The organism is Solirubrobacter pauli (assembly GCF_003633755.1).
Taxonomy (GTDB): Bacteria; Actinomycetota; Thermoleophilia; order Solirubrobacterales; family Solirubrobacteraceae; genus Solirubrobacter; species Solirubrobacter pauli.
In genome coordinates, this window is the sequence record NZ_RBIL01000002.1 from 1,517,155 (window position 1) to 1,538,089 (window position 20,935).

Here is a 20,935-nt window from a genome sequence, read left to right on the forward strand (position 1 = left end):
ACCATAGGTGTTGTGGAGGGCACGCTCACTCACCTCGACTCCGAGGGCAACGCCCGCATGGTCGACGTCTCCGGCAAGGACGAGACGTCACGCTGGGCCCGCGCCCGCGCGGTCGTGCGGATGTCGCCGGACACCGCCGCCCGGGTGCAGGCCGGGGACGCGCCGAAGGGCGACGTGCTCGCGGTCGCCCGCCTGGCCGCCATCCAGGCCGCCAAGCGCACCGACGAGCTGATCCCGCTCGCGCACTCGCTCCCGCTCTCCTCGGTCGGCACGGACATCACCGTCGACGTCGAGGCGGGAACGGTCACGCTGGTCTGCGAGGCGCGCGTCGACGCCCGCACCGGCGTCGAGATGGAGGCGATGGTCGCCTGCTCGATCGGCGCCCTCGCCATCTACGACATGGTCAAGGGCATCGAGCACGGCGTCGTCGTCGAACGCGTGGAGTTGCTCGACAAGACCGGTGGGAAGAAGGACTACCACCGATGATCAGAGAGCAGCTCTACGACGGCCACAAGCGCAAGATCGGCGACGTCCGCATCTCGGTGACGGACCGCTGCAACTTCCGCTGCCAGTACTGCATGCCGGCCGAGGGCCTCCCCTGGCTGGACCGCGAGGACCTGCTCAGCTACGAGGAGATCGCGCGGCTGGTCGGGTTGCTGGCCAGCATGGGCGTGCACGACGTGCGCCTCACGGGCGGCGAGCCGCTCGCCCGCCGCGAGCTGTGGCGGCTGGTCGAGCTGCTGAGCGCCGACGAGAACGTCCACGACCTCTCGCTCACGACCAACGGCTACCTGCTCGAGCGCCAGGTCGAGCAGCTCGTCAAGGCCGGCCTGCGGCGCGTGAACGTGTCGCTGGACTCGCTCGCCGCCGACCGCTTCTTCCAGCTCACCCGCCGCAACTCGCTCCAGCAGGTGCTGGACGGGCTCGCGGCCGCCGAGCGCCACCCCGAGCTGCGCCCGATCAAGGTCAACGCGGTCGCGCTCAAGGACTTCACCGAGGACGAGGTCGTGCGCTTCGCGGAGTTCGCGCGCAAGCACCCGTACGAGGTCCGCTTCATCGAGTTCATGCCGCTGGACGCCGACCGCACGTGGTCGCGCGACCGCGTGCTCCCCAACGCGGAGGTCCGCCGGCTGATCCACGCCGCGTACCCGCTCAAGGACCTGGGACGCGACCGCCACGGCACCTCGCGCCGCTGGGAGTTCGCGGACGGCCAGGGCTCGATCGGCTTCATCTCCCCCGTGAGCGAGCCGTTCTGCGGCGACTGCAACCGGATCCGCATCACCGCCGAGGGCAACCTGCGCACCTGCCTGTTCTCGATGACCGAGACCGACCTGCGTGGCCCGATGCGCGCGGGCGCTTCCGACGACGAGCTCGAGCGGATCATCCGCGCCGCCGTCTGGGAGAAGGAGCTCAAGCACGACGTCAACGACGAGGGCTTCGTCCAGCCGCTGCGCACGATGTCGCAAATCGGCGGCTGACGCTTCGTGAAGGACTTCGACGAGGCGCTCGCGCTGGTCCTGGACGGGATCGAGGCGCTCGAGCCCGAGACCGTGCCGCTGCCGCGCGCCGAAGGGCGCGTGGTCGCGGAGGAGGCGCACGCCGCGATCGACCTGCCGCCGTTCGACCGGACGGCGATGGACGGGTTCGCCGTGCGCGCCGAGGACGTGCACGACGGCGCGCAGCTCACGATCGTGGGTGACCTCGCGGCCGGCGGCGACACACTGTCGATCGGCCCGGGGCAAGCGGCCCGGATCTCGACTGGGGCGGCGATCCCCGACGGCGCCGACGCGATCCTGAAGGTCGAGGACACGACGGTCGCCGGCGACACCGTGACGGCGGCCGCGAGCGTCCGGACCGGCCTGCACATCCGCCGCCGCGGCGAGGACGTGCACGCCGGCGACGTGCTCGCCCGCCCGGGCGACGTGCTCACGGTCCCGCGCCTGTCCGCCCTCGCCAGCGCGGGCGTGGCGACGGTGTCCGTCCCCCGCACCCCGCGCGTCGCGCTGATCGTGACCGGCTCCGAGCTGTTGCCGCCGGGCGCGCCGCCCGAGCCGGGGAAGATCTACGAGTCGAACTCGCTCGTGGTCACGTCGCTCGTCCGCGCCGCGGGCGGCGAGGTCACGCAGCAGCCGCCGATCCCCGACGACTTCGAGGCCACGCGCGCAGCGATCGAGGAGGGCCTGAAGGCCGACATCCTGATCGTCAGCGGCGGCGTGAGCGTCGGCCCGCACGACCACGTCAAGCCCGCCTTCGAGGCCTGCGGCGTCGAGGAGGTCTTCTGGCGCGTGCGGATCAAGCCCGGCAAGCCACTGTGGTTCGGCCGCCGCGGCAAGACGCTCGTGTTCGGCCTGCCGGGCAACCCGCTGTCGGCGATCGTCGGCACGTCGATCTTCGTGCTGCCCGCGCTGCGACGCCTGCGCGGCGAGGCGAACGTGCAGCCGCGGCTCGTCAAGGGTCGCCTCGGCGAGCCCGCCGGCCCGTCGGACAACCGTACGACGTTCCTGATCTCCAAGCTCGTCCCGGACGCGGACGGCGTGCTCGTCGCGTGGCCGACCGAGCGCCAGGGCTCGCACATGACGGGCGCGCTCGGCGAGAGCGATGGCTTCGCGATCGCGCCCCACGGCTCAGGCTCGCTCCCCGCGGGCGCTGAAGTCGACCTGCTGCGCCTGTAGGGTCGCGCGATGGGACTGACGCTCGACTGGCTGCGCGGCAAGCGCATCAAGGACCCCGTGCGCGGCAGCGCGCAGATCGTCGCCTGCAGCCGGCCGGCGCGCCCCGCGGTGGCCTCGAACATCGTCCTGCACCTGATCGTGAGCGCCGACGGCGTCGCACCGACCGCGGTCGAGCACGAGTGCATGTGCCGCCAGGACCGCTGGCCCCACCAGGGGATGACGCTGCCGGTCACGCTCGATCGGGCTGACCCGAGCCGGCTCAAGGTCGAGTGGGACGAGCTGCCGACGCACCAGGACCTGATCCGGCAGCGCACCGAGGCGATGCTCGCGGACGAGCTCGCCGCCGCGAAGGCGCGGCTACTCGGCTAGCTCGAAGCCGTCGGTGACGGGAGCGCAGGCCAGCCCGTTGCCGAGCAGCACCCGCGCGTTGGCCTCGCGCAGCACCGCGGCCTGCTCCTCGGTGATGAAGCGGCTGTAGAGCTCCTCGACGGCCTGCATGTGCACGGGCATCGCCCCCTCGAACGCCTCACGACCCTTGTCGGTGATCCGGGCGTAGGTGGCGCGGCGATCGTCCTTGGGGATCTCCCGCTCGACGAGGCCCTCCTGCTCCATGCGGGCCACCAACCGCGTGGCGCCGCCGCGGGAGAGCGTCAGCGACTCCGCCAGCTCCCCCATCCGCACCGGGTGCTTGTGGACCTGCGCGAGGACCTCGAACCACGCCGCCTGCAGTCCGGACTCACGTTCCATGCGGGCGCCGACCAGCTCGAGCAGCCGTGCGCTCACCTGGATCGTCCCGTAGAACGCGCGCCACTTGCCGTCTTCGTCGTGATCGATTCCCATTGCGCAGACAACTGTAGACGCAACGGTTGACAAGTCAACCCTGACGCGCTTTCCTTAGCAACGGTTGCTGTGTCAACGCTTGCTTCGGAAAGGGAACTGGTCATGCCCACCTCTCGTCTCGCCCGCCTCGGCGCCTTCGCCTTCCGGCGGCGCCGCCTCGTCCTCGGCGCATGGGTCGGTGCCCTGGTCGTGTCGATCGCGCTCGCCGCCACGCTCGGCGGCACGTTCTCGGCCGACTACAACACGCCTGGATCGGACTCCAAGGCGGCCGCGGAGGCGCTCGAGACGCGCTTCCCCGCGACCTCGCCGGACACCATCGACGTCGTCTGGCGCACGGCCGACGGGACGCCCACCGCCTTCCTGCAGCAGGCGACGAAGCTCAAAGGCATCGGCCCGGCGGGCGAGCCGCAGATCTCCCCGGACGGTGCCGTCGGCGTCGTCCGGCTCCCCCTGACGATGTTGCCGGACGAGGTGCCTCGGACCACCGGCGACCGGTTGCTGGAGCTGGGCGCGGCCGCGGACGTGGAGCTCGGGGGCGGCGTCATCCAGCAGGCGCAGCAGGGCCCGATCTCGAGCGAGGCGATCGGCCTCACGGTGGCCTTCCTCGTGCTGCTGGTCGCGCTCGGCACGGTCGTGGCGGCCGGGCTGCCGCTGCTCCTGGCGCTGTTCGGCCTCGGCATCGCGACCGGGTTGATCATGCTGCTCGCCGCCGTCCTGCCCACGCCCGACTGGTCCTCCACCGTCGCCGCGATGCTCGGCATCGGCGTCGGCATCGACTACGCGCTGCTGATCCTCACGCGCTACCGCGCGGCCGGCGGCGGTGAGGCGGCGATCCGCGAGGCGGTCGGCACGGCCGGGCGGTCGGTGCTGATCGCCGGCCTGACCGTCGTCATCTCGCTGCTGGGCCTGTTCGCGATGGGGTTGACGTACCTGTACGGCGTGGCGCTCGCCGCGATCATCGCCGTGCTCGTCGTGATGGTCGGCGCGATCACGCTCCTGCCCGCGCTGCTCGGCTTCGCCGGCCCGCGGATCGAGCGGCTGCGCCTGCCGGGGCGGCGCGCGTCCCACGGCGGCGGCGCGTTCGCCGGCCGCTGGAGCCGTGCCGTGCAGAAGCGACCGTGGACGGCCGCGATTGCCGGGACGCTCGTCCTGCTCGCGCTCGCCTCACCCGTCACCGGCCTGCGGCTCGGGTTCCCGGACGCCGGCAACGACCGCGAGGAGACGACGACGCGTCAGGCGTTCGACCTCGTCACGCAGCACTTCGGGGCGGGCGCGAACGGCCCGTTCGTCATCGTCGCGCCGGCCGCGGCCGCCGAGCCCGTCGCGTCCACCCTGCGGGGCGAGGCCGGCGTCGCGTCGGTCGCCCCGCCGCAGGTCAACCCCGCCGGCGACACGGCGCTGATCCTCGCCAACCCGACCACCGCGCCGGAGTCCACGGCCACCGAGGACCTGCTCGAGCGGCTGCGTGACGGCCGGCTGGGCGAGGACGTCGTGATCGGCGGGCGCACCGCGCAGGCCGTCGACCAGGCGCAGGCGACGAGCGCCCGGCTGCCGTTGTTCATCGGCGGCGTCGTCGGGCTCTCGCTGCTGCTCCTGCTGGTCGCGTTCCGCAGCGTCACGGTCGCCCTGAAGGCGGCGGTGCTCAACCTCTTCAGCGTCGGCGCCGCCTACGGCGTGGTCGCCCTGCTCGCGCAAGGCGGCTGGGCCGGCCAGCTCGTCGGCATCGACACGGCCACGCCCGTGCCGCCGTTCATCCCGGTGATCATGTTCGCGACGCTCTTCGGGCTCTCGATGGACTACGAGGTGTTCCTGCTTTCGCGGGTGCGCGAGGCGTGGCTGAGCGGGCGCTCGACGTCGCGCGCGGTCACCGAGGGGCTCACGCGCACGGCGGGCGTGATCAGCGCCGCAGCGGCGATCATGGTCGTCGTCTTCGGGGCGCTGGCGCTCTCGCCCGAGGTGTTCCTGAAGCTGATCGGCATCGGGCTGGCGACAGCCGTGCTCGTCGACGCCACGGTCGTCCGGCTCGTGCTCGTGCCCGCCGTGATGCAGCTGCTCGGCGAGCGCAACTGGTGGATGCCGCGCTGGCTGGACCGGATCGTCCCCCATACCGAGCTGGAGGCGCCCGCACTGTCGCGCGCTTGACACTTCGCGTGTGACGGATGAGCGCGACGAGGCGCCGCCAGGAGAGGAACCTCCCGCAGCGTGACGTCGACCGTCGAATACACCTCCCCGGGGCAGCGCTTCGCACGCGCGGGCCTCGTCACGCTCATTCAGGAACAGGTCGTGCGCGTCGCGACCCTGCGCGCGCAGATCTCGAGCGGACAGCCCGTCACGGGCGACCTCGCGGACGAGCTCCGCGAGCTCGAGCGTCTGCAGGACCGGCTCGACTTGTAGGTTTCCGCCCGTGCAATGGCCGATCTTGGCGGGAGTGCCGGAAGACGACGCGCGGCGGCTGCTGTCGATCGCGCGCCGCCGGACGTTCGCGCGGCGCGAGGTCGTCTTCCACCACGGCGACCCAGCGGACACGCTGCACCTCGTGCACTCCGGCCGCTTCGCCGTGCGCATCCAGACGCCGCTCGGCGACACGGTGATGCTGTCGCTGCTCGGCCCGGGCGAGACGTTCGGCGAGATCGCGCTGCTCGACGGGGTCGGGCCGCGCTCGGCCACCGTGGTCGCGCTCGAGAAGGCCGAGACGCGCGCGATCCACAAGCTCGACTTCGACGCGCTCGTCCAGCGCCACCCGGGCGTGGCCGACCTGCTCGCCCGCGCGCTCGCCCTGCGCGTGCGGCGCCTGTCGGAGCTGCTGCTCGAGGCCCACTACGTCCCCGCCGACCGCCGCGTGCTGCGGCGCCTGGCGGAGTTCGGCGTCTCCGAGGGCGTCGTGCCTTTGACGCAGGAGGAGCTCTCGAACCTGGCGGGCACGTCGCGCGCGACCGTCAACCGGGTCGTGCGCGACGCCCAGGCCCGCGGCGAGCTGGCGCTCAAGCGCGGCCGGATCGAGGTGCTCGACGCGGCGGCGCTCGTCACCCGCGCTGGCTAGCCTGGGATCCATGCCCGTGGGCCTCATCCTCGCCGCCGGTGCCGGACGCCGCTTCGGCGCCGCGACCAAGCAGCTCGCCGAGCTGCACGGCCGGCCGCTGCTCGCGCACGCGCTCGCGGCGATGGCGGCCGTGCCCGAGCTCGACCGGGTGGTCGTCGTCCTCGGGCACGACGCGGACGCGATCCGCGCGGCCGTGGACTTCGGCGCCGCGGAGGTCGTGATCGCCGACGACTGGGCCGACGGGCAGGCGGCCTCGCTGCGGCGCGGGCTGACGGCGGCACGCGACGCCGACGCCGTGGTCGTCACGCTCGGCGACCAGCCGTTCATCACCCCGGCGGTCATCAGCGCCGCGCTGGGCCAGCTCGACGGCTACGACGCCGTACGCGCGCTCTACGACGGCAGGCCCGGGCATCCGGTCGTGCTCGGCCCGCCGGTGCTGGCCGCGGCCGACGAGCTGCACGGCGACCAGGGCGCGCGCGAGCTGCTCGCCCGCTTCAGCGTCCGCAAGTGGGACGCGAGCGCGCTGGCCGACGCCGTCGACGTCGACACCCCCGAGGAGCTGCAGGCGCTGTGAAGATCGAGCAGACCTTCGAGGTCCGCGCCGACGCGGACGCGGTCTTCGCCGCGCTCAACGACCTCGAGCGCGTGGTGCCGTGCCTGCCGGGCGCGCGGATCACGGGCCGTGAAGGCGACACGTTCCGCGGCGAGCTGCACGTCGGCTTCATGCGGCTGAACGGCACCGTCGCGATCACGCACAGCGACCCTGCGGCGCGCGTGCTGCACCTGCACACCGGCCACCACGGCGCGATCGTCTCGGTGGCCGAGCGCGACGGCGTCGCCGACGTCACCGCCGCCGCCGACCTGGCGGAGATCGGCGGGATCGCGCTCTTCGGCGGGCTGGTGCAGGACCTGTCGGGCCGGCTGCTGCGCGACTTCGGGAACTGCCTGTCCCACAAGCTCGAAGCGGAGGCGGCCGCGTGAGCGACGAGCACTGCAGCGTCTGCTCCGGCGACGTCCCGCCGCTGATCGGCCAGGTGCTCACCGGCACCGGCCTCACGCTCGCCCAGGCCGCGCGCCGGCTGCTGGCCGGTGACGCGCTCCCCGACCTGACGCCGATCCAACGGCGGCTGGTCGAGGAGCACGCCGAACGCCTCTAGCGGATGTTGCCGACGCTGTTCTTCGCGGTCTCGTGACGGCCCGTCGACAGCGCCGGGGCGTCGTCGACGACGCCGTCGAAGACGCGCACGTGCGGGCCTCCGCCGCCGGTGGCGGAAGCGGTGCTCGGGACGGCGGCGACGACGAGCGCGGCGATCACGGTGGCGAGGCGGACCTTGTTCATGGCCGGAACGATCGCGCCTGCGACGCCGCGCGTCGTGCTCACGCGCGACACCCGAACTGTCAAGCTCGTGACGTTTCCGCCTCCATCAGCTCGGCGAGCGTCTCCAGGCTCGCGATCGAGTTGCCGGGGAGCAACCGGTCCACGTGCGGCATCGCGGCCTTCATCCCGCGTGTGAGCGGCTCGTAGCGCGGATCGGCGGCCAGCGGGTTGAGCCAGATCACGCGGTAGGCCGTGCGCTGCAGGCGGGCCATCTCCTCCGCGAGCTCCTCGGGCTCGCCGCGGTCCCAGCCGTCGGACAGCAGGATCACCATCGCCCCGCGGCCGATCCGGCGGCCGTGGACCCGGTTGAGCTCGGCGATCGCCTCGCCGATCCGGGTCCCGCCGCTCCAGTCGTCGACCGCAGCGGCGGCGCGTTGCAGCGCCCGGTCGGAGTCCCGGCCGCGCAGCTCGCGGGTGACGCGGGTGAGCCGCGTGCCGAACACGAACGCCTCCACGCGGGCCCGGGCGGCCACGCACGCCTGCATGTACTGGAGGAGCATGCGGCTGTAGGGCGCCATCGAGCCGCTGACGTCGCAGATCAGCACGAGCCGCCGCGGACGCTGGGCCGGCTCGCGGTAGCGGCGCTCGAGCAGCTCGCCACCGGTGCGCAGCGACGCGCGGATGGTCGCGCGCAGGTCGTGCGTCTCGCGCCGGCGCGTCGTCGGGACCGTCCGCCGCGAGCGCCGCAGGGGCCCGCGCAGCGCGATCCGGTGCAGCAGCCGGCGCGCGGCCGCCCGCTCGGCGTCCGTGTACTCCGCGAAGTCCTTCTCCCGCAGCAGCTCCTCCTCGCTCCAGGCGGCGGGCGCGGGCGTCAGCTCCGAGCCGGGTGCCTCGTCGCCCTGCGGCGGGATGCCGACGCGCGGCAGCGCCTGCTTGGCGACCTCCCCCAGCTCGTCGAGCGCGTCACGCGCCTCACCGGCCCCGAACACCGCGACGAACGCCTCCGCGAACGCGTTCATCTCCGCGCGCGTCGAGCACAGCGCGGCCCGCAGCGCGAAGAACACCTCGGTGCGGTCGGACGCGTCGACGGCGGCGAGCGCCCGCTGGGCCGCCAGCACCTCCCCCATGCCCACCCGTGCCCCATGGGCCCGGAGCTGGCCGGCCAGCGCGCCGACCTGGGCGGACAGGTGCTCCCCGAGCGAAGTCAAAGGCCCAGGGCCTTCAGCTTCCGCGCCTCGCGCCGCGAGCGCGGCCTCGGCGCGCGCGATCGTCGCCTCGTCGGCTTCCTGCGCGCGGGCGCGGCGCGTGACGTTCTCACGCGCCTGCTCGGCGATCTGCGCGTGGCCGGAGGCGATCCGCGGCTCGTCAGGCACCCTCGAGGACCTTGTCGCGGCGCACGCGATCGATGTCCTCGCGCACCTTCAGGGCGACGCCGAGGGTGTCGTCCAGCGACGTCTCGCCGTCCAGCGCGAGCAGCGCCCGCGCCCACGTGATCGTCTCGCCGACGCCCGGCAGCTTGTAGAGCTCACGCTCGCGCAGGCGCGCCACCGCGGCGCATACGCGCGCGGCGACCTCCTCCGGCACGCCGGGCAGCCGGGTGCGGACGATCTCGGCCTCGCGCTCGGGCGTCGGGTAGTCGATCCAGTGGTACAGGCAGCGGCGCTTGAGCGCGTCGTGCAGCTCGCGCGTGCGGTTCGACGTCAGGATCACGAGCGGCGGCTGGGCGGCGGAGATCCTGCCCAGCTCGGGGATCGTGATCGCGAAGTCGGCCAGGAACTCGAGCAGGAAGGCCTCGAACTCGTCGTCCGCGCGGTCGATCTCGTCGATCAGCAGCACGGCCGGACCGCCCTCGTGCTCGAGCGCCTCCAGCAGCGGGCGGCGCAGCAGGAACTCCGGCCCGAACAGCTCGCGCGCGGGCGCACCCGCCTCAGCCGCCCGGATCGCGAGCAGCTGCCGCTGGTAGTCCCAGTCGTAGACGGCGTGATGGAGGTCGATGCCCTCGTGGCACTGGAGCCGGATCAGCTCCGCGCCGGTCGCCGCGGCGAGCGCGCGGGCGACCTCGGTCTTGCCCACGCCCGCCTCGCCCTCGAGGAGCAGCGGCTGCTCCAGGGCGAAGGCGAGATACGCGGCCGTGGCGAGGCCCTGGTCGGCGAGGTAGCCCTCACCGGCCAGGGCCCGCGAAACATCCTGCGGCGACTGCACTCAGGTCATTCTGACGCCGTCGTCAGCGCGCGCTTGGTGAGCACCCGCGCCAGGTGCTGCTTGTACTCGACGGAGGCGTTGAGGTCGGCGGGCGGCTCCGTGCCCTCCGCCGCCTGCTCGGCCGCCGCGGCGATGTTCTCGGGCGTGAGCGGCTTGCCGCGCAGCGCCGCCTCCGCCGCGGTGGCCCGCAGCGGCACCGAGCCCATGTGGGTGAGGCCGATCCGCACGTCCTCGGCGGTGCCGTCCGCCCCCTTCTTGACGAGCGCTGACACGGCCACCATCGCCCAGTCCTCCTGGCGGCGGTTGAACTTCTCGTAGCCATACCCGTAGCCGTCGAGCTTCGGGAAGCGCACCTCGGTGAGGATCTCCTCCTCCCCGACGGTGGTCGTCAGGAAGTCCTCGAACAGGTCGGCGGCCGCGATCTCGCGCTCGCCACCGCTGCCCCGCACCACGACGGAGCCCTCGTAGGCGAGCAGGACCGCGGGCATGTCGGAGGCGGGATCGCCGTGCGCGAGCGTGCCGCCGATTGTGCCCATGTTGCGGACCTGCTGGTCGGCGATCGTCGACGCTGCCAGCGACACGAGGCCGAAGCCGCCCGTCGCCACCTGGTGGTGGGTCACGAGCGCGCCGAGGCGCACCGTGCCGTCGTCGGCGCTGATCGCCTTCAGCTCGTCGAGCTGGCGCAGATCCACCAGCAGCGACGGCGCCGCCATCCGCAGCTTCATCAGCGGGATCAGCGAGTGCCCACCGGCGAGCACCTTCGCGTCCTCGCCGCCTTCGGCCAGCGCTTTGAGCGCATCGTCGAGCGAGGCCGGAGCCACGTAGTCGAACTCGGCAGGGATCACGCCTTCGCCTCCTGGATCGCTTCCCAGACCCGTTGCGGGCCAAGTGGCATGTTGATGAACGTCACGCCGAGCGGGCGCAGGGCGTCGAGCACGGCGTTGGTGATGGCCGGGGAAGCGGCGATCGTGCCCGCCTCGCCGATGCCCTTCACGCCGAGCGAGTTGACCGGCGACGGGGTCTCCGTGCGGTCGAGGTCGAACGACGGCACGTCGGCCGCGCTCGGCAGCGCGTAGTCGGCGAAGTTGCCGGTGACGAGCTGGCCGTCCTCGTTGTAGTGGATGCGCTCGAACAGCGCCTGGCCGATCGCGTGCACGATGCCGCCGTGCACCTGGCCGTCGATGATCTTCGGGTTGATCGCCGGCCCGCAGTCGTCGACCGCGGCGTACTTGATCACGTCCACGTTGCCCGTGTCCGGGTCGACCTCGACCACGCACCCGTGCGCGCCGAACGGGAACACGAAGTTCTCCGGGTCGTAGAACGCCTGCTCCTCCAAGCCCGGCTCCATGCCGTCGGGCAGGTTCTCGGGGATGTAGGCGGCGCCGGAGATCTCGCCGATCGTCATGCCCTTGTCCGGCGAGCCCTTGACGGCGAACTTGCCGTCGATGAGCTCGATGTCGTCGACGGCGGCCTCGAGCTGGTGGGCGACGATCTGGCGCGCCTTGTCGACGATCTTGGCGGTCGCGCGCGCCACCGACTCCCCGCCGACCGCGGTCGAGCGCGAGCCGTAGGTGCCCAGGCCCTGGGGCCCGGTGCCCGTGTCGCCGTGGATGACCTCGACGTTCTGCGGGTCGCAGCCCAGCCGCTGGGCGACGATCTGCGCCATCGTCGTCTCCAGCCCCTGGCCGTGCGGCGACGTGCCGGTGTAGACCGTGACCGCGCCCGTGATGTGCACGCGCACGAGCGCGGACTCCCACAGGCCGGTCTGGAGCCCGAAGCCCGACGGCCCGGTGACGCGTGAGGGCGCCAGGCCGCAGATCTCCGTGTAGGTGGAGTAGCCGATCCCGCGCAGCTTGCCGGGCGCGGCCTGCGCCTTCACCGCCTCCAGGTCGGCCAGCTCGAGCAGCGTGTCCAGCGCCTTCGGGTAGTCGCCCGAGTCGTAGACGATGCCGAGCGCGGTCTCGTGCGGGAAGCTCTCCGGCGCCATGAAGTTCTTGCGCCGCAGCTCGAGCCGGTCCATGCCCAGCTCGTCGGCCAGCTGGTCGATCATCAACTCGATCTGGTGGGTCGCCTCCGGCCGGCCCGCGCCCCGGATGGCGTCCGTCGGCATCTTGTTGGTGAAGACGCCGATGATGTCGGTCTGCACCGCCGGGATGTCGTAGACGCCGCTCATCACGAACGCGCCCAGCGAGGGGATCGTCGGCGTCAGCAGCATCAGGTACGCGCCGAGGTCCTGCAGGATCTTGGTGTGGTACGCCGTGATCTTGCCGTCACGGGTCGCGCCGATCTTCGCGTAGGCGATCTGGTCACGGCCGTGGTGGGTGGCGAGCATGCCCTCGCTGCGCGACTCGACCCACTTGACCGGTCGCTCGAGCTTGCGCGAGGCCCACGCGAGCGCGATCTCCTCGCCGTAGATCTGCAGCTTGGAGCCGAAGCCGCCGCCGACCTCCGGCGCGATCGCCCGCACGCGGTCCTCGGAGATCCCGAGCTGGAGCGCGAGGAACAGGCGCAGGAAGTGCGGGACCTGGGTGCTCGACGTGAGCGTGAGGCTGCCGGCGCGGTAGTCGGCCAGCACGCCGCGCGGCTCGATCGCCGCGCCCGCCGTGCGGTGGTTGACGATCCGGCGCTCGACCACGACCTCGGCGGCCGCGAAGCCGGCCTCGAGGTCTCCCCCACCCAGCGACCACTCGTGGCACTGGTTGGTGCCCAGGTCGGCGTGCACGAGGTCGCCGCCCTCGTAGGCCTGCTCGAGGTCGACGACGACCGGCAGCGGCTCGTACTCGACGTACACCTGCTGCGCGGCGTCGACCACCGCGTAGCGGTCGGAGCCGATCACGAGCGCGACCGGGTCGCCGACGTGGTGGACCTCGTCCTTGGCGAGCGCCCAGTGCGGCGGGTTCTTGACCTCGACGCCCGGCGGCACCCACGCCATCGGCAGCGGCGCCTCCAGGTCGAGGTCGTTGCCGGTGAAGACGGCGTGCACGCCTCCGAACGCCTTCGCCTCGGTCGTGTCGATCGACGTGATCTTCGCGTGCGCCTCAGGCGAGCGGACGAACGACGCCCACAGCTGGCCCGTCACGTTGATGTCGTCGATGTAGCGGGCGCGGCCCATGATCAGCCGCGGGTCCTCCTTGCGCTTGAGCGGCTGGCCGACCCAGGGCTCGGCGACCGCGCTCATGACTCGGACGCGGCCAGCACCGCCTTGACGATGTTGTGGTAGCCGGTGCAGCGGCAGAGGTTGCCGGCGAGCGCTTCGCGGACCTCTTCCTCGTTGGGCTTCGGGTTGCGTTGCAGCAGGTCGGCCGACGCCATGATCATGCCCGGCGTGCAGTAGCCGCACTGCAGGCCGTGGTGCTCCCAGAACGCCTCCTGCAGCGGATGCAGCGCGCCTTCCTGGCCCATTCCTTCGATCGTCTTGATCTCCGCGCCATCCGCTTGAGCGGCCAGCAGCGTGCAGGACTTGATCGCTTCGCCGTTGAGGTGGACCGTGCACGCGCCACAGTTGGACGTGTCGCAACCGACATGCGTACCGGTCAGTCCCAGCGTTTCACGTAGGAAGTGGACCAGGAGCAGACGCGGTTCGACCTCGGCGCTCTGCTGAGCACCGTTGACGGTCATCGTGACCCGTACTGAACCAGCCATCTCTCTCCTCCCAGTCAGGAACTGGGCGGAGCGTATCGGTTGCTACGAACCTGCGCGACGGCGGTGGTACGCGAACGTCAGCTGAGCCAGCAGGAGGCGATCGGCGGGCTCGATGTCCACGAAGGACAGCGACACGTCGGTGTCGGTGACGCGCACCGTCTCGGCGGTCGCGCGGATCTCACGGTTGGCCTGGACGAGGCCGATGACCACCTGGTGCAGATCCGCTTCGATGTAGCTCGACTGCTTGGCGACGCGCAGGCCGCCGGCGCTGATGTCGCGCGTGAAGGTCGTCTTCGGCGCGCCTTCGGTCCCCGCGGGGCGCAGATGCGCGGGCAGGACGAGCGGCGCGCGGCTGAACGTGCGGCGCTGGCCGAGGCGGAAGGGGTCGAGCAGCGTGGCGATCAGCTCGCCCTCGGCGTAGCCGGGCTTGATCTGGGCCTTCAGGGCCTGCAGGCTGCCGCCGGCTTCGATCAGGAGGTAGGTGACGAAGCCGGGCGCGAGCGCGTCCGGCGGGAGGGGTGCCTGCGGCGCGAGCATGACGTCGGCGCCGGTGAAGCCGACGACGAGGCACGCGACGGCCTCTTCGCCCAGATCGAGCTGGGCGGGCTGTCCCTCACTGAGTGCGCTTGCGAATGACGTGGCCATGATGATGTTCCCTACACCCGCTCTATCGGCTTTTCCGCAGATTGGTTGAGGGTCATTCCATGACCACGTCGTACGCGCGCGCGTGGGGAGCGACGAAGCGGGCGGTGCGGAGCCCTTCCTCGCGCAGGTCGGCGTGGGCGATGTCCGTGTGCGGCGTGATCAGCATCCGCCCTTCCTCCACGCGCCAGCTGGCCGCGACGCGCCCGTCGACCGTGAGCGTCTGATCGCCCGAGAGGGTGAGCTGGAGCGGCTGGACCTCCGCCGGGAGGATGCGGTCGCGGTCCTTGTAGGCCAGCAGCGGCTGGTCCCAATTGCCGAGGAAGCGCGGCGGCAGCGGCGTGTCGGCCGGGAGGATCGGTTGGTCCGGCAGGTCGATCAGCTCGCGACCGTGCTCGTCGCGGTAGTGCACGAGGTGGAGCGCGTGGAAGTCGAAGTCGCGCTGGGCGGTGCCGGCCCAGGCGGCGATGTCCCGGCGCTGCGCGGGTCCGAACGCCTGCAGGTAGCGGGTGAGGACGGTCTTGGCCGCCTGCTCCGCCGTCGGCAGCGGACGCGGGTCCTTGACGAACAGCGTGTCGCGACCGCGGTCGCCCCAATGGCCGGCCGGCGGCAGCTGGACGAGCGGCACGAGCGTGCGGGCGCGCAGGATCGGCGTCCAGAGGTCGGGCGCGCCGATCTTCTCGCGGATGTCCTTGTTCGTGCGCGGGGTCGTGAACCAGCGCGCGAGCTCGTCGGCCTCCGCGTCGATCGCCGGGTCGCTGGCGCGCCACTTGCGCATCCGGGAGTGGCGGAGCAGCGCGGCGTAGGCCGGGAAGTCCTCGGCCGCCGCCACGTGCAGCGTGAGCCGCATGAGCGTGGACTTGACGACGTGGCCGTCGGTGATGGCCCGCTCGAGCTGCTCGCGGGTGAAGCCCTCGACGCGCGCCGCGAGCGCGACGAACGGCGCCCGCGCCTCCTGGCCCTGGAGCGGCGTCAGGCGCTTGATCGCCTCCTGCGGCGTGGCGCGCCAGCGCGTGATCAGGCCCTGCCGGTGGGCGAGCGTGGCGGTGAGCTCTTGGCGTGTCAGGACCCGCATCGGGGGCAGCGTAAGGTGCAGCGCATGGCTCTCGCCTTCACGCTTCCTGACACGTCCGGCACGCCCGTCTCGCTGCACGAGGACGGTGCGGCGGCCGCGGTGGTCGTCTTCACCTGCAACCACTGCCCGTACGCGCTGGCCTGGCACGACCGCCTCCAGGCGGTGGCGCGCGACTACGCGGACCGCGGCGTCCGCTTCCTCCAGATCAACGCCAACAACGCCGAGAAGTACCCGCGCGACTCCGTCGAGTCCATGCGCGCACGGGTCAACGGCGGCGAGTTCGCCGGGCCGTACCTGGTCGACGAGTCCCAGGAGGTCGCCCGCGCGTGGGGCGCGACCGTCACGCCCGACGTGTTCGTCACGGACGCCGGCGGCGTGGTCTACCGGGGCGCCCCGGACGCCGACTACAACGACCCCTCGCTCGACGCGGCGTGGTTGCGCGCCGCCCTGGAGGACGTGCTCGCCGGCCGCCCGGTCGCCAAGGCCGAGACGAAGCCGGTCGGCTGCTCGATCAAGTGGAAGTAGCGCTGCTCTGGTGGGCCGGGTGCCCGTCACATCCGGTCGTCCGTGAGCAGCTGCGAGCGCTGGGCGTCCCCTTCGTGGAGCGTGAGATCGCGCGACGAGGCCGACGCCGAGCGCGAGCGGTTCCCGGGCTCGCCGACGATCCGCGTGGACGGGGTCGACCTGTTCCCGACGGACGAGCCGCCCGGGTTGACCTGCCGCATCTACATGGTCGACGGCCGCTTCTCGCCCGTGCCCGGGCTGGATGCGCTGCGAGACGCCTTGGCGGAAGCGCGCCACGGGAGGGCGTGACAACCGCACTCACGCTGGCCTGGAACCTCCACCACGACGAGCGTCGGCGGCCCATACGGTCACCCCATGAGCGCGACCTTCGAACCCGCCCCGTCCTTCCCACCGGCACAGCCGCCCGCACCGCGCAAGCGGAGCTGGGTGAAGATCGGCCTGATCATCGGGGCGTCGGTGATCGCCGCGATCGTCGCGCTGGTCGTCGCGCTCGTGCTGTTCGTCAACGCGTCGACCAAGGACGCGCAGACGGTGTCCGACCAGCTCGTCGCCGCCGTCCAGACGGGCGACGGCGCCAAGGCGTACGCGCTCGGTGGCGCCGACTTCCGCGCGGTCGCGACCGAGGCGGACGTGAACGCGATCGTCGAACGCATCTCGCCGCTCGTGAGCGGCGCCAAGGTGTCCCTCGACGGCAAGTCGATCAACGCCGGCACCGACCACGGCAAGGTCGCGGTCTTCAACTACACGCTCACGGGCGGCAAGCAGCCGCGGGTCTACTTCAAGACGCAGATCCAGGAGTCCGACGGCGCCTGGAAGGTGCTGAGCTTCCGCAGCGCGGACGGCCCGCTCAGCAGCGACGTCGAGTAGCGCGCGTCTCGCGGGCCGGCTCAGATGTCGCTCTGGAGCGCGCTGAACCTCACGACGGGGACCGCGTCGAGCGCCTTCCAGGAGTTCGACGCGCGTACGGCGGCCGCCCACGGCTCGACGTGCCCGGCCCAGGCGGCGATCTCCGCGTGCTCCTCGTCGCTCGTGTCCGCGCGTGGCGGCCCGCCGTAACCCCAGCGCTGCGCCTGCGGGACGCGGCCCGCGGGCACGCCGCCGGTCTGGAGGTCCAGGCCGAACAGGTGCATGCCCAGGTACTCCTCGTCGGGGTCCTCGAATGAGAACTGGCGGCGGAAGGACACGACGAAGACCTCCGTGTCGCCCTGGCCGTACACGGCCTCGACGCCGCTCTCATGCAGCAGCAGGTCCGCGTCCTGGTGATCGGGCAGGACCCATGGCTCGCCCTCGACCTCGATCTCGCGATCGACGGGCGCCCCCGCCACCGCGCAGAACGCCTCGAGCAGCCGCTCGTGGTCGGCGGAGTGCCCGGACAGCGTCGCGCTGCCCTCGAAGGTGCCGCGTTCGAACGGGATGCCCGCCCGGTCGAGCTCGGCGGCGAACGCGTCGATCACCTTGAACGGGTTCATCGCCGCGATGTATACCGGTCCCTCCGGCGGCCCTCGGCCCGGCTGGAACACGGGGCCGAGCCGAGGGCGTCTCCAAGTTCGTGCCGCTCGCCCCGGCCCGGCGGGGAGCGGGCCGGGCCGGGGCGTCGTCAAGTTCGTTCCTCCGCCCCGGTCCGGTGAGAGGAGCACCGGACCGGGGCACGTCCTGGGGAGGGAAAGCTCGCCCGGCCACCGCTCGGTGCGGTGGCCGGGACTGGTCAGAGGCGATCGCGCCAGCCGACCGCGGCCGAAGCCACGTCGCCCAGTGCGTCCGTCAGTGCGCGGCGGTCCTCGGCCGCGCGTGCCTTGTGCAGCGTGCGCAGCGCGTTGGCCATCACGGCCGGCCCCGTCGGGCCGCTGCCGCGCAGGTCGGCCAGCTCGCCCCGCGTCAGCTGACGCGGCTCGCCGCAGACCAGCGTCGCCAGCTCGCGAGCCCGCCGCTCAGCCGCCGCGGCACGGTCCTCCGCGGCGCGCGCGGCGGCCATCGCCGCCCCGATCGCCACGCTGGACTCGGCCTGCGCCTGCTGAACGGCCGCCGCGACACGCGCCTCGACCTCGGCCAGGGACACACCGCCGCCGTTGGCCGCCGTCGCGCCGTCGCCGGCCGCGGACACGCCGCCGCCGCTCGCCTCGTGCCGCCCGCGTACTGCTACGTGGGCGTATGTCGTGGTGCCACCACCGGTCGCCACGGCCGTGGCCGCTTCGAGCAGGTGCTCGGCGCGGTCGGCGCGGGCTTCGGCGTCGGCCGCGCGGGCCTCGGCCGCGAGCGCCTCGCGGCGGGCTTCGCGGGAGTCGGCCACGGCCGCCGCTGCCTGGTCGTACGCCGCGCGGATGCGGGCGTTCGCGTCGGCGGCGGCGTTCTCGGCCTGCTCGGTCGCCTGCTCACCGGCCGTGCGCACGCGGTCGCGCGCCAGACGGGCGCGACGCTCGCGGTCGCCGGCACGACGGGCGCGCGAACGCGCGTCGTCGAGTAGCTCCTCGGCCTTCGCCGCACGGCGCTCGGCCGCCGACACGGCACGCTCCAACGCGGCCACCTGGCGCTCGAGAGCGAGCGCACGCTCGTCGGCCTCGACCAGCGCGTCGTTGACGGCGCGGGGCACGGCCTGGGGCGCGCGCTGCTCGACCGCCGGGCGGGCCGAACGGGCCGGCCGACGGCGCGGACCGGAGCGGTGCGGCTCCAGGCCCGCCGCGCGTACGGCGGCGTCGAACGACCCGTCAAACGGGCGCTTGGCGGCGTTGGTGGACGGCCAGATCCCCTCGCGGTACCGGTCGGCGCGCCATTCCTGCGCGCGCCAGCGGGCCAGCGACGGGTTCCAGTCGGCCGAGCACGGCGGTTCGCCGTAGAGCTCGTTCCACTCGGTGATCTTCTCGATGATGGTCTCGCGGGTCCAGCGCGTCACTCGACGCCCGCCCGCGGAGTTCGCGGACGGGTGCATGTGCGCTCCGTTCCGCTAGTAGCCGCGCGGCAGGTCGATATTGCGGAGAGCCGCTTCGACACGCATGCCGGCCGCGCTCGCCCACGTCGACGTACCCGTGGACACGGGCCGCTGGAAGGCGTGGATGTAGGCGGTGCAAGTACGCATCGGTACGAACAAAGTACACATCGCGGACCGATCCGTCCACCAATCAGGTCCCGAAAGGTTCGAACCCTGCGAAGCTGATCCGCCATGTCGGACGACGCGCCCACGCAGCTCGCCCCCGGGATCCACCGCCTCGGCAACGAGCTCGTCAACTGCTACCTGATCGAGGAGGGCAACGAGCTCACGCTCGTCGACGGCGGCTTCCCCGGCTTCCGGCACCAGCTCGACGCCTACCTGCAGTCCCGCGGCCGCCGCGTCCAGGACATCACCGCCGTGATCCTCACGCACGCGCACTCCGACCACGTCGGCATGGTCGAAGGCGTCCGCCGCGACGCACCCGCCCCCGTGCACGTCCACGCCAAGGACGCGGAGATGGCCAGGACGGGCAAGACGCACCCGCGCGACGGCTCGCTGCTGCCCTACCTGCGCCACCCGGCGCTCTACAAGCTGTTCCTGGCCGCCGGCCGCAACGGCGGCGCCCGCACGCCGGACGTCCAAGCGGTCACGACGTTCGACGGCGAGCAGGACCTCGACGTCCCCGGCCGCCCGCGCGTGATCCCCACGCCCGGCCACTCCCCCGGCCACGTCGCCTTCCACCTGCCCGAGCACGGCGTCCTGATCGCCGGCGACGCGCTGTGCACCTACAACCCGTTGACGGGCAAGCGCGGCCCGCAGCTGCTGCCGAAGGCGTTCGCCGCCGACGCGCTGCAGTCGATCGCCAGCCTCGACGCCCTCGAGCGCATCGACGCCACCCTCACCCTCTTCGGCCACGGCGAGCCCTGGACCGACGCGCCCAGCGCAGCGGTCGAGCAGGCGCGTGAGCGAGGCCTCACTTGACCCGCCTATCCTGGAGACCCGGCGCGACTGCGCGCCCGCGCACGTGAGCACGGACACGCCCACCTCAGAGCACGCCCCAGTGGCGGTCCCGACTCCGGCCGAACCCGTCGCCCCGCAGGGCCGCGGCCGCCGGAACCTGCTCCCGATCCTCGGCATCCTTGTCTCGATCGTCGCCCTCGGGGGCGTCGTCTGGTGGGCGACGAAGCAGGAAGCGCCCACGTTCCCGAGCACCGCCGGCCAGATCGCCGCGCTGATCGGGGCGATCGCCCTCTACGGGCTCGCGACCGTCGTCCGCGCGGAGCGCTGGGAGCGCCTGATGAAGGACGAGGGCGCCAAGCCCAAGCGCGCCGACATGTACATGCTCACGGTGATCGGCTACATGGGCAACAACGTGCTGCCCGCCCGCGCCGGCGACGCGATCCGCGTCTTCCTGGCCGCGCCACGCGCCGACACCTCTAAGCGCACCGTCGTCGGCACGCTGGTCGCCGAGCGCCTGCTCGACGTCGCGGTCCTGCTCGTCCTCTTCGTCGTGGTCGGCTACGGGCTGCTGGGTGAGGTCGGCGGCGACTCCGTGGAGCTGATCGCGATCGTCGCCGTCGTCGGCATCGCCGCCGCCGCGGTCGGTTGGCGCTTCGTCCGCAACAACGAGAAGGTGCACGGCGCGCTCGCGCCGATCGCGTCCGCGACGATCGGCCTGCGCAAGGCGCACCACGGCTCGCGCCTGCTCGCGATGACGCTCCTGATCTGGGCGATCGAGACGGGCGTGTGGATGTCCACCGGCGCCGCCGTCGGGTTCAACATGGACCCGATCGAGGGCATGTACATGGTCGCGCTCGCCAGCGTGTTCTCCATGATCCCGAGCGGTCCCGGCTACGCGGGCACCCAGGACGCCGCGGTCGCCACCGGCGTCAAGGCGCTCGGCGGCTCCGGCGGCACCGCCGTGTCCTACATGCTGATGTTGCGCTTCGTGATCGTCGTCCCGATCACGATCCTGGGTCTGATCTTGCTGGTCGCCCGCTACGGCGGGATCAAGAACCTGCGCGCCGCGCGCGCCGATGCCCGGAGCTAGCTGGAG

The 20,935-nt window shown here is 72.6% G+C and carries 27 protein-coding genes; 15 read left to right on the plus strand and 12 right to left on the minus strand.

Annotated features, from left to right (window positions below; genetic code table 11):
- Positions 1-57: 57 nt before the first annotated feature.
- The 4 genes from moaC to C8N24_RS26760 are packed head-to-tail and all read left to right on the plus strand — an operon-like array spanning position 58 to position 3,041.
- Entirely contained in the window at positions 58-486 is a 429-nt protein-coding gene (moaC, locus tag C8N24_RS26745) for a cyclic pyranopterin monophosphate synthase MoaC (protein WP_211340219.1), read from the plus strand.
- The gene (gene moaA / locus C8N24_RS26750) at positions 483-1,478 is read left to right on the plus strand and encodes a GTP 3',8-cyclase MoaA (RefSeq protein WP_245971976.1); all 996 of its coding nucleotides are present in this window, start codon (positions 483-485) and stop codon (positions 1,476-1,478) included. The genes moaC and moaA overlap by 4 nt, the downstream gene beginning before the upstream one ends.
- Before the next feature lie 6 nt (positions 1,479-1,484).
- The gene (locus C8N24_RS26755) at positions 1,485-2,672 is read left to right on the plus strand and encodes a molybdopterin molybdotransferase MoeA (protein WP_121255911.1); all 1,188 of its coding nucleotides are present in this window, start codon (positions 1,485-1,487) and stop codon (positions 2,670-2,672) included.
- A gap of 9 nt (positions 2,673-2,681) precedes the next feature.
- On the plus strand, positions 2,682-3,041 hold the full coding sequence (locus tag C8N24_RS26760; RefSeq protein WP_121255913.1) for a hypothetical protein: 360 nt from the start codon (positions 2,682-2,684) through the stop codon (positions 3,039-3,041).
- On the opposite strand, the gene C8N24_RS26765 is transcribed toward C8N24_RS26760, so the two are convergent.
- A complete protein-coding gene (locus C8N24_RS26765; protein ID WP_121255915.1) occupies positions 3,030-3,512 on the minus strand; it encodes a MarR family winged helix-turn-helix transcriptional regulator in 483 nt (160 codons plus the stop codon). The genes C8N24_RS26760 and C8N24_RS26765 overlap by 12 nt on opposite strands.
- A gap of 102 nt (positions 3,513-3,614) precedes the next feature.
- Here C8N24_RS26765 and C8N24_RS26770 point away from each other — a divergent pair, with 102 nt between their 5' ends.
- From C8N24_RS26770 to C8N24_RS26795, 6 genes are read left to right on the plus strand one after another with little or no spacing between them, the layout of a single operon-like run.
- On the plus strand, positions 3,615-5,654 hold the full coding sequence (locus tag C8N24_RS26770) for an MMPL family transporter (RefSeq protein ID WP_121255917.1): 2,040 nt from the start codon (positions 3,615-3,617) through the stop codon (positions 5,652-5,654).
- Between the two features lie 60 nt (positions 5,655-5,714).
- On the plus strand, positions 5,715-5,906 hold the full coding sequence (locus C8N24_RS26775) for a hypothetical protein (protein ID WP_121255919.1): 192 nt from the start codon (positions 5,715-5,717) through the stop codon (positions 5,904-5,906).
- 34 nt (positions 5,907-5,940) lie between these two features.
- Positions 5,941-6,552: a Crp/Fnr family transcriptional regulator gene (locus C8N24_RS26780; RefSeq protein WP_245971977.1), complete on the plus strand. Its 612-nt coding sequence runs from the start codon at positions 5,941-5,943 to the stop codon at positions 6,550-6,552.
- A 10-nt stretch (positions 6,553-6,562) separates the two neighbouring features.
- The gene (locus C8N24_RS26785; RefSeq protein ID WP_121255923.1) at positions 6,563-7,126 is read left to right on the plus strand and encodes a nucleotidyltransferase family protein; all 564 of its coding nucleotides are present in this window, start codon (positions 6,563-6,565) and stop codon (positions 7,124-7,126) included.
- On the plus strand, positions 7,123-7,533 hold the full coding sequence (locus tag C8N24_RS26790) for an SRPBCC domain-containing protein (protein ID WP_170179446.1): 411 nt from the start codon (positions 7,123-7,125) through the stop codon (positions 7,531-7,533). Before C8N24_RS26785 ends, C8N24_RS26790 begins: the two co-directional genes overlap by 4 nt.
- Positions 7,530-7,709: a hypothetical protein gene (locus C8N24_RS26795; RefSeq protein ID WP_121255928.1), complete on the plus strand. Its 180-nt coding sequence runs from the start codon at positions 7,530-7,532 to the stop codon at positions 7,707-7,709. The genes C8N24_RS26790 and C8N24_RS26795 overlap by 4 nt, the downstream gene beginning before the upstream one ends.
- On the opposite strand, the gene C8N24_RS34365 is transcribed toward C8N24_RS26795, so the two are convergent.
- The 8 genes from C8N24_RS34365 to C8N24_RS26835 form a co-directional block, all read right to left on the minus strand.
- Positions 7,706-7,891: a hypothetical protein gene (locus tag C8N24_RS34365; RefSeq protein WP_170179447.1), complete on the minus strand. Its 186-nt coding sequence runs from the start codon at positions 7,889-7,891 to the stop codon at positions 7,706-7,708. The two genes, C8N24_RS26795 and C8N24_RS34365, sit on opposite strands and share 4 nt — an antisense overlap.
- A 59-nt stretch (positions 7,892-7,950) precedes the next feature.
- On the minus strand, positions 7,951-9,243 hold the full coding sequence (locus tag C8N24_RS26805) for a vWA domain-containing protein (protein ID WP_121255930.1): 1,293 nt from the start codon (positions 9,241-9,243) through the stop codon (positions 7,951-7,953).
- Positions 9,236-10,072, minus strand: coding sequence for an AAA family ATPase (locus tag C8N24_RS26810; RefSeq protein ID WP_121255932.1), 837 nt, complete (start codon positions 10,070-10,072; stop codon positions 9,236-9,238). The genes C8N24_RS26805 and C8N24_RS26810 overlap by 8 nt, the downstream gene beginning before the upstream one ends.
- A gap of 5 nt (positions 10,073-10,077) precedes the next feature.
- Positions 10,078-10,917, minus strand: coding sequence for an FAD binding domain-containing protein (locus tag C8N24_RS26815; protein ID WP_121255934.1), 840 nt, complete (start codon positions 10,915-10,917; stop codon positions 10,078-10,080).
- Positions 10,914-13,250, minus strand: a complete 2,337-nt coding sequence (locus tag C8N24_RS26820) for a xanthine dehydrogenase family protein molybdopterin-binding subunit (RefSeq protein WP_121255935.1) — start codon at positions 13,248-13,250, stop codon at positions 10,914-10,916. The genes C8N24_RS26815 and C8N24_RS26820 overlap by 4 nt, the downstream gene beginning before the upstream one ends.
- Positions 13,247-13,690, minus strand: a complete 444-nt coding sequence (locus C8N24_RS26825; RefSeq protein WP_281272672.1) for a (2Fe-2S)-binding protein — start codon at positions 13,688-13,690, stop codon at positions 13,247-13,249. Before C8N24_RS26825 ends, C8N24_RS26820 begins: the two co-directional genes overlap by 4 nt.
- 66 nt (positions 13,691-13,756) lie before the next feature.
- Positions 13,757-14,359: a PilZ domain-containing protein gene (locus tag C8N24_RS26830; protein WP_121255939.1), complete on the minus strand. Its 603-nt coding sequence runs from the start codon at positions 14,357-14,359 to the stop codon at positions 13,757-13,759.
- A 52-nt stretch (positions 14,360-14,411) separates the two neighbouring features.
- Positions 14,412-15,431 carry a winged helix DNA-binding domain-containing protein gene (locus C8N24_RS26835; protein WP_121255941.1) on the minus strand — a complete coding sequence of 340 codons (1,020 nt, stop codon included), beginning with the start codon at positions 15,429-15,431 and terminating at the stop codon, positions 14,412-14,414.
- A gap of 24 nt (positions 15,432-15,455) precedes the next feature.
- Here C8N24_RS26835 and C8N24_RS26840 point away from each other — a divergent pair, with 24 nt between their 5' ends.
- The 3 genes from C8N24_RS26840 (at position 15,456) to C8N24_RS26850 (ending at position 16,823) form a co-directional block, all read left to right on the plus strand.
- Entirely contained in the window at positions 15,456-15,956 is a 501-nt protein-coding gene (locus C8N24_RS26840; RefSeq protein WP_121255943.1) for a thioredoxin family protein, read from the plus strand.
- 81 nt (positions 15,957-16,037) lie between these two features.
- Positions 16,038-16,244 (plus strand): hypothetical protein, encoded by a 207-nt coding sequence (locus C8N24_RS26845; protein WP_121255945.1) that lies wholly within the window; start codon positions 16,038-16,040, stop codon positions 16,242-16,244.
- Positions 16,245-16,310: 66 nt separating this feature from the next.
- Positions 16,311-16,823, plus strand: coding sequence for an ABC transporter permease (locus C8N24_RS26850; protein ID WP_121255948.1), 513 nt, complete (start codon positions 16,311-16,313; stop codon positions 16,821-16,823).
- 20 nt (positions 16,824-16,843) lie between these two features.
- Here the strand turns inward: C8N24_RS26850 and C8N24_RS26855 are convergent, their stop codons facing one another.
- From C8N24_RS26855 to C8N24_RS35460, 3 genes are all read right to left on the minus strand, one after another.
- Positions 16,844-17,425 carry a hypothetical protein gene (locus tag C8N24_RS26855; protein WP_121255950.1) on the minus strand — a complete coding sequence of 194 codons (582 nt, stop codon included), beginning with the start codon at positions 17,423-17,425 and terminating at the stop codon, positions 16,844-16,846.
- 236 nt (positions 17,426-17,661) lie between these two features.
- A complete protein-coding gene (locus C8N24_RS26860) occupies positions 17,662-18,843 on the minus strand; it encodes a hypothetical protein (protein ID WP_147448005.1) in 1,182 nt (393 codons plus the stop codon).
- 51 nt (positions 18,844-18,894) lie between these two features.
- Positions 18,895-19,026, minus strand: a complete 132-nt coding sequence (locus C8N24_RS35460; RefSeq protein WP_281272673.1) for a hypothetical protein — start codon at positions 19,024-19,026, stop codon at positions 18,895-18,897.
- 84 nt (positions 19,027-19,110) lie between these two features.
- Here C8N24_RS35460 and C8N24_RS26865 point away from each other — a divergent pair, with 84 nt between their 5' ends.
- The gene (locus C8N24_RS26865) at positions 19,111-19,860 is read left to right on the plus strand and encodes an MBL fold metallo-hydrolase (RefSeq protein ID WP_121255954.1); all 750 of its coding nucleotides are present in this window, start codon (positions 19,111-19,113) and stop codon (positions 19,858-19,860) included.
- 79 nt (positions 19,861-19,939) lie between these two features.
- The gene (locus tag C8N24_RS26870; RefSeq protein WP_170179448.1) at positions 19,940-20,929 is read left to right on the plus strand and encodes a lysylphosphatidylglycerol synthase transmembrane domain-containing protein; all 990 of its coding nucleotides are present in this window, start codon (positions 19,940-19,942) and stop codon (positions 20,927-20,929) included.
- Positions 20,930-20,935 lie beyond the last annotated feature (6 nt).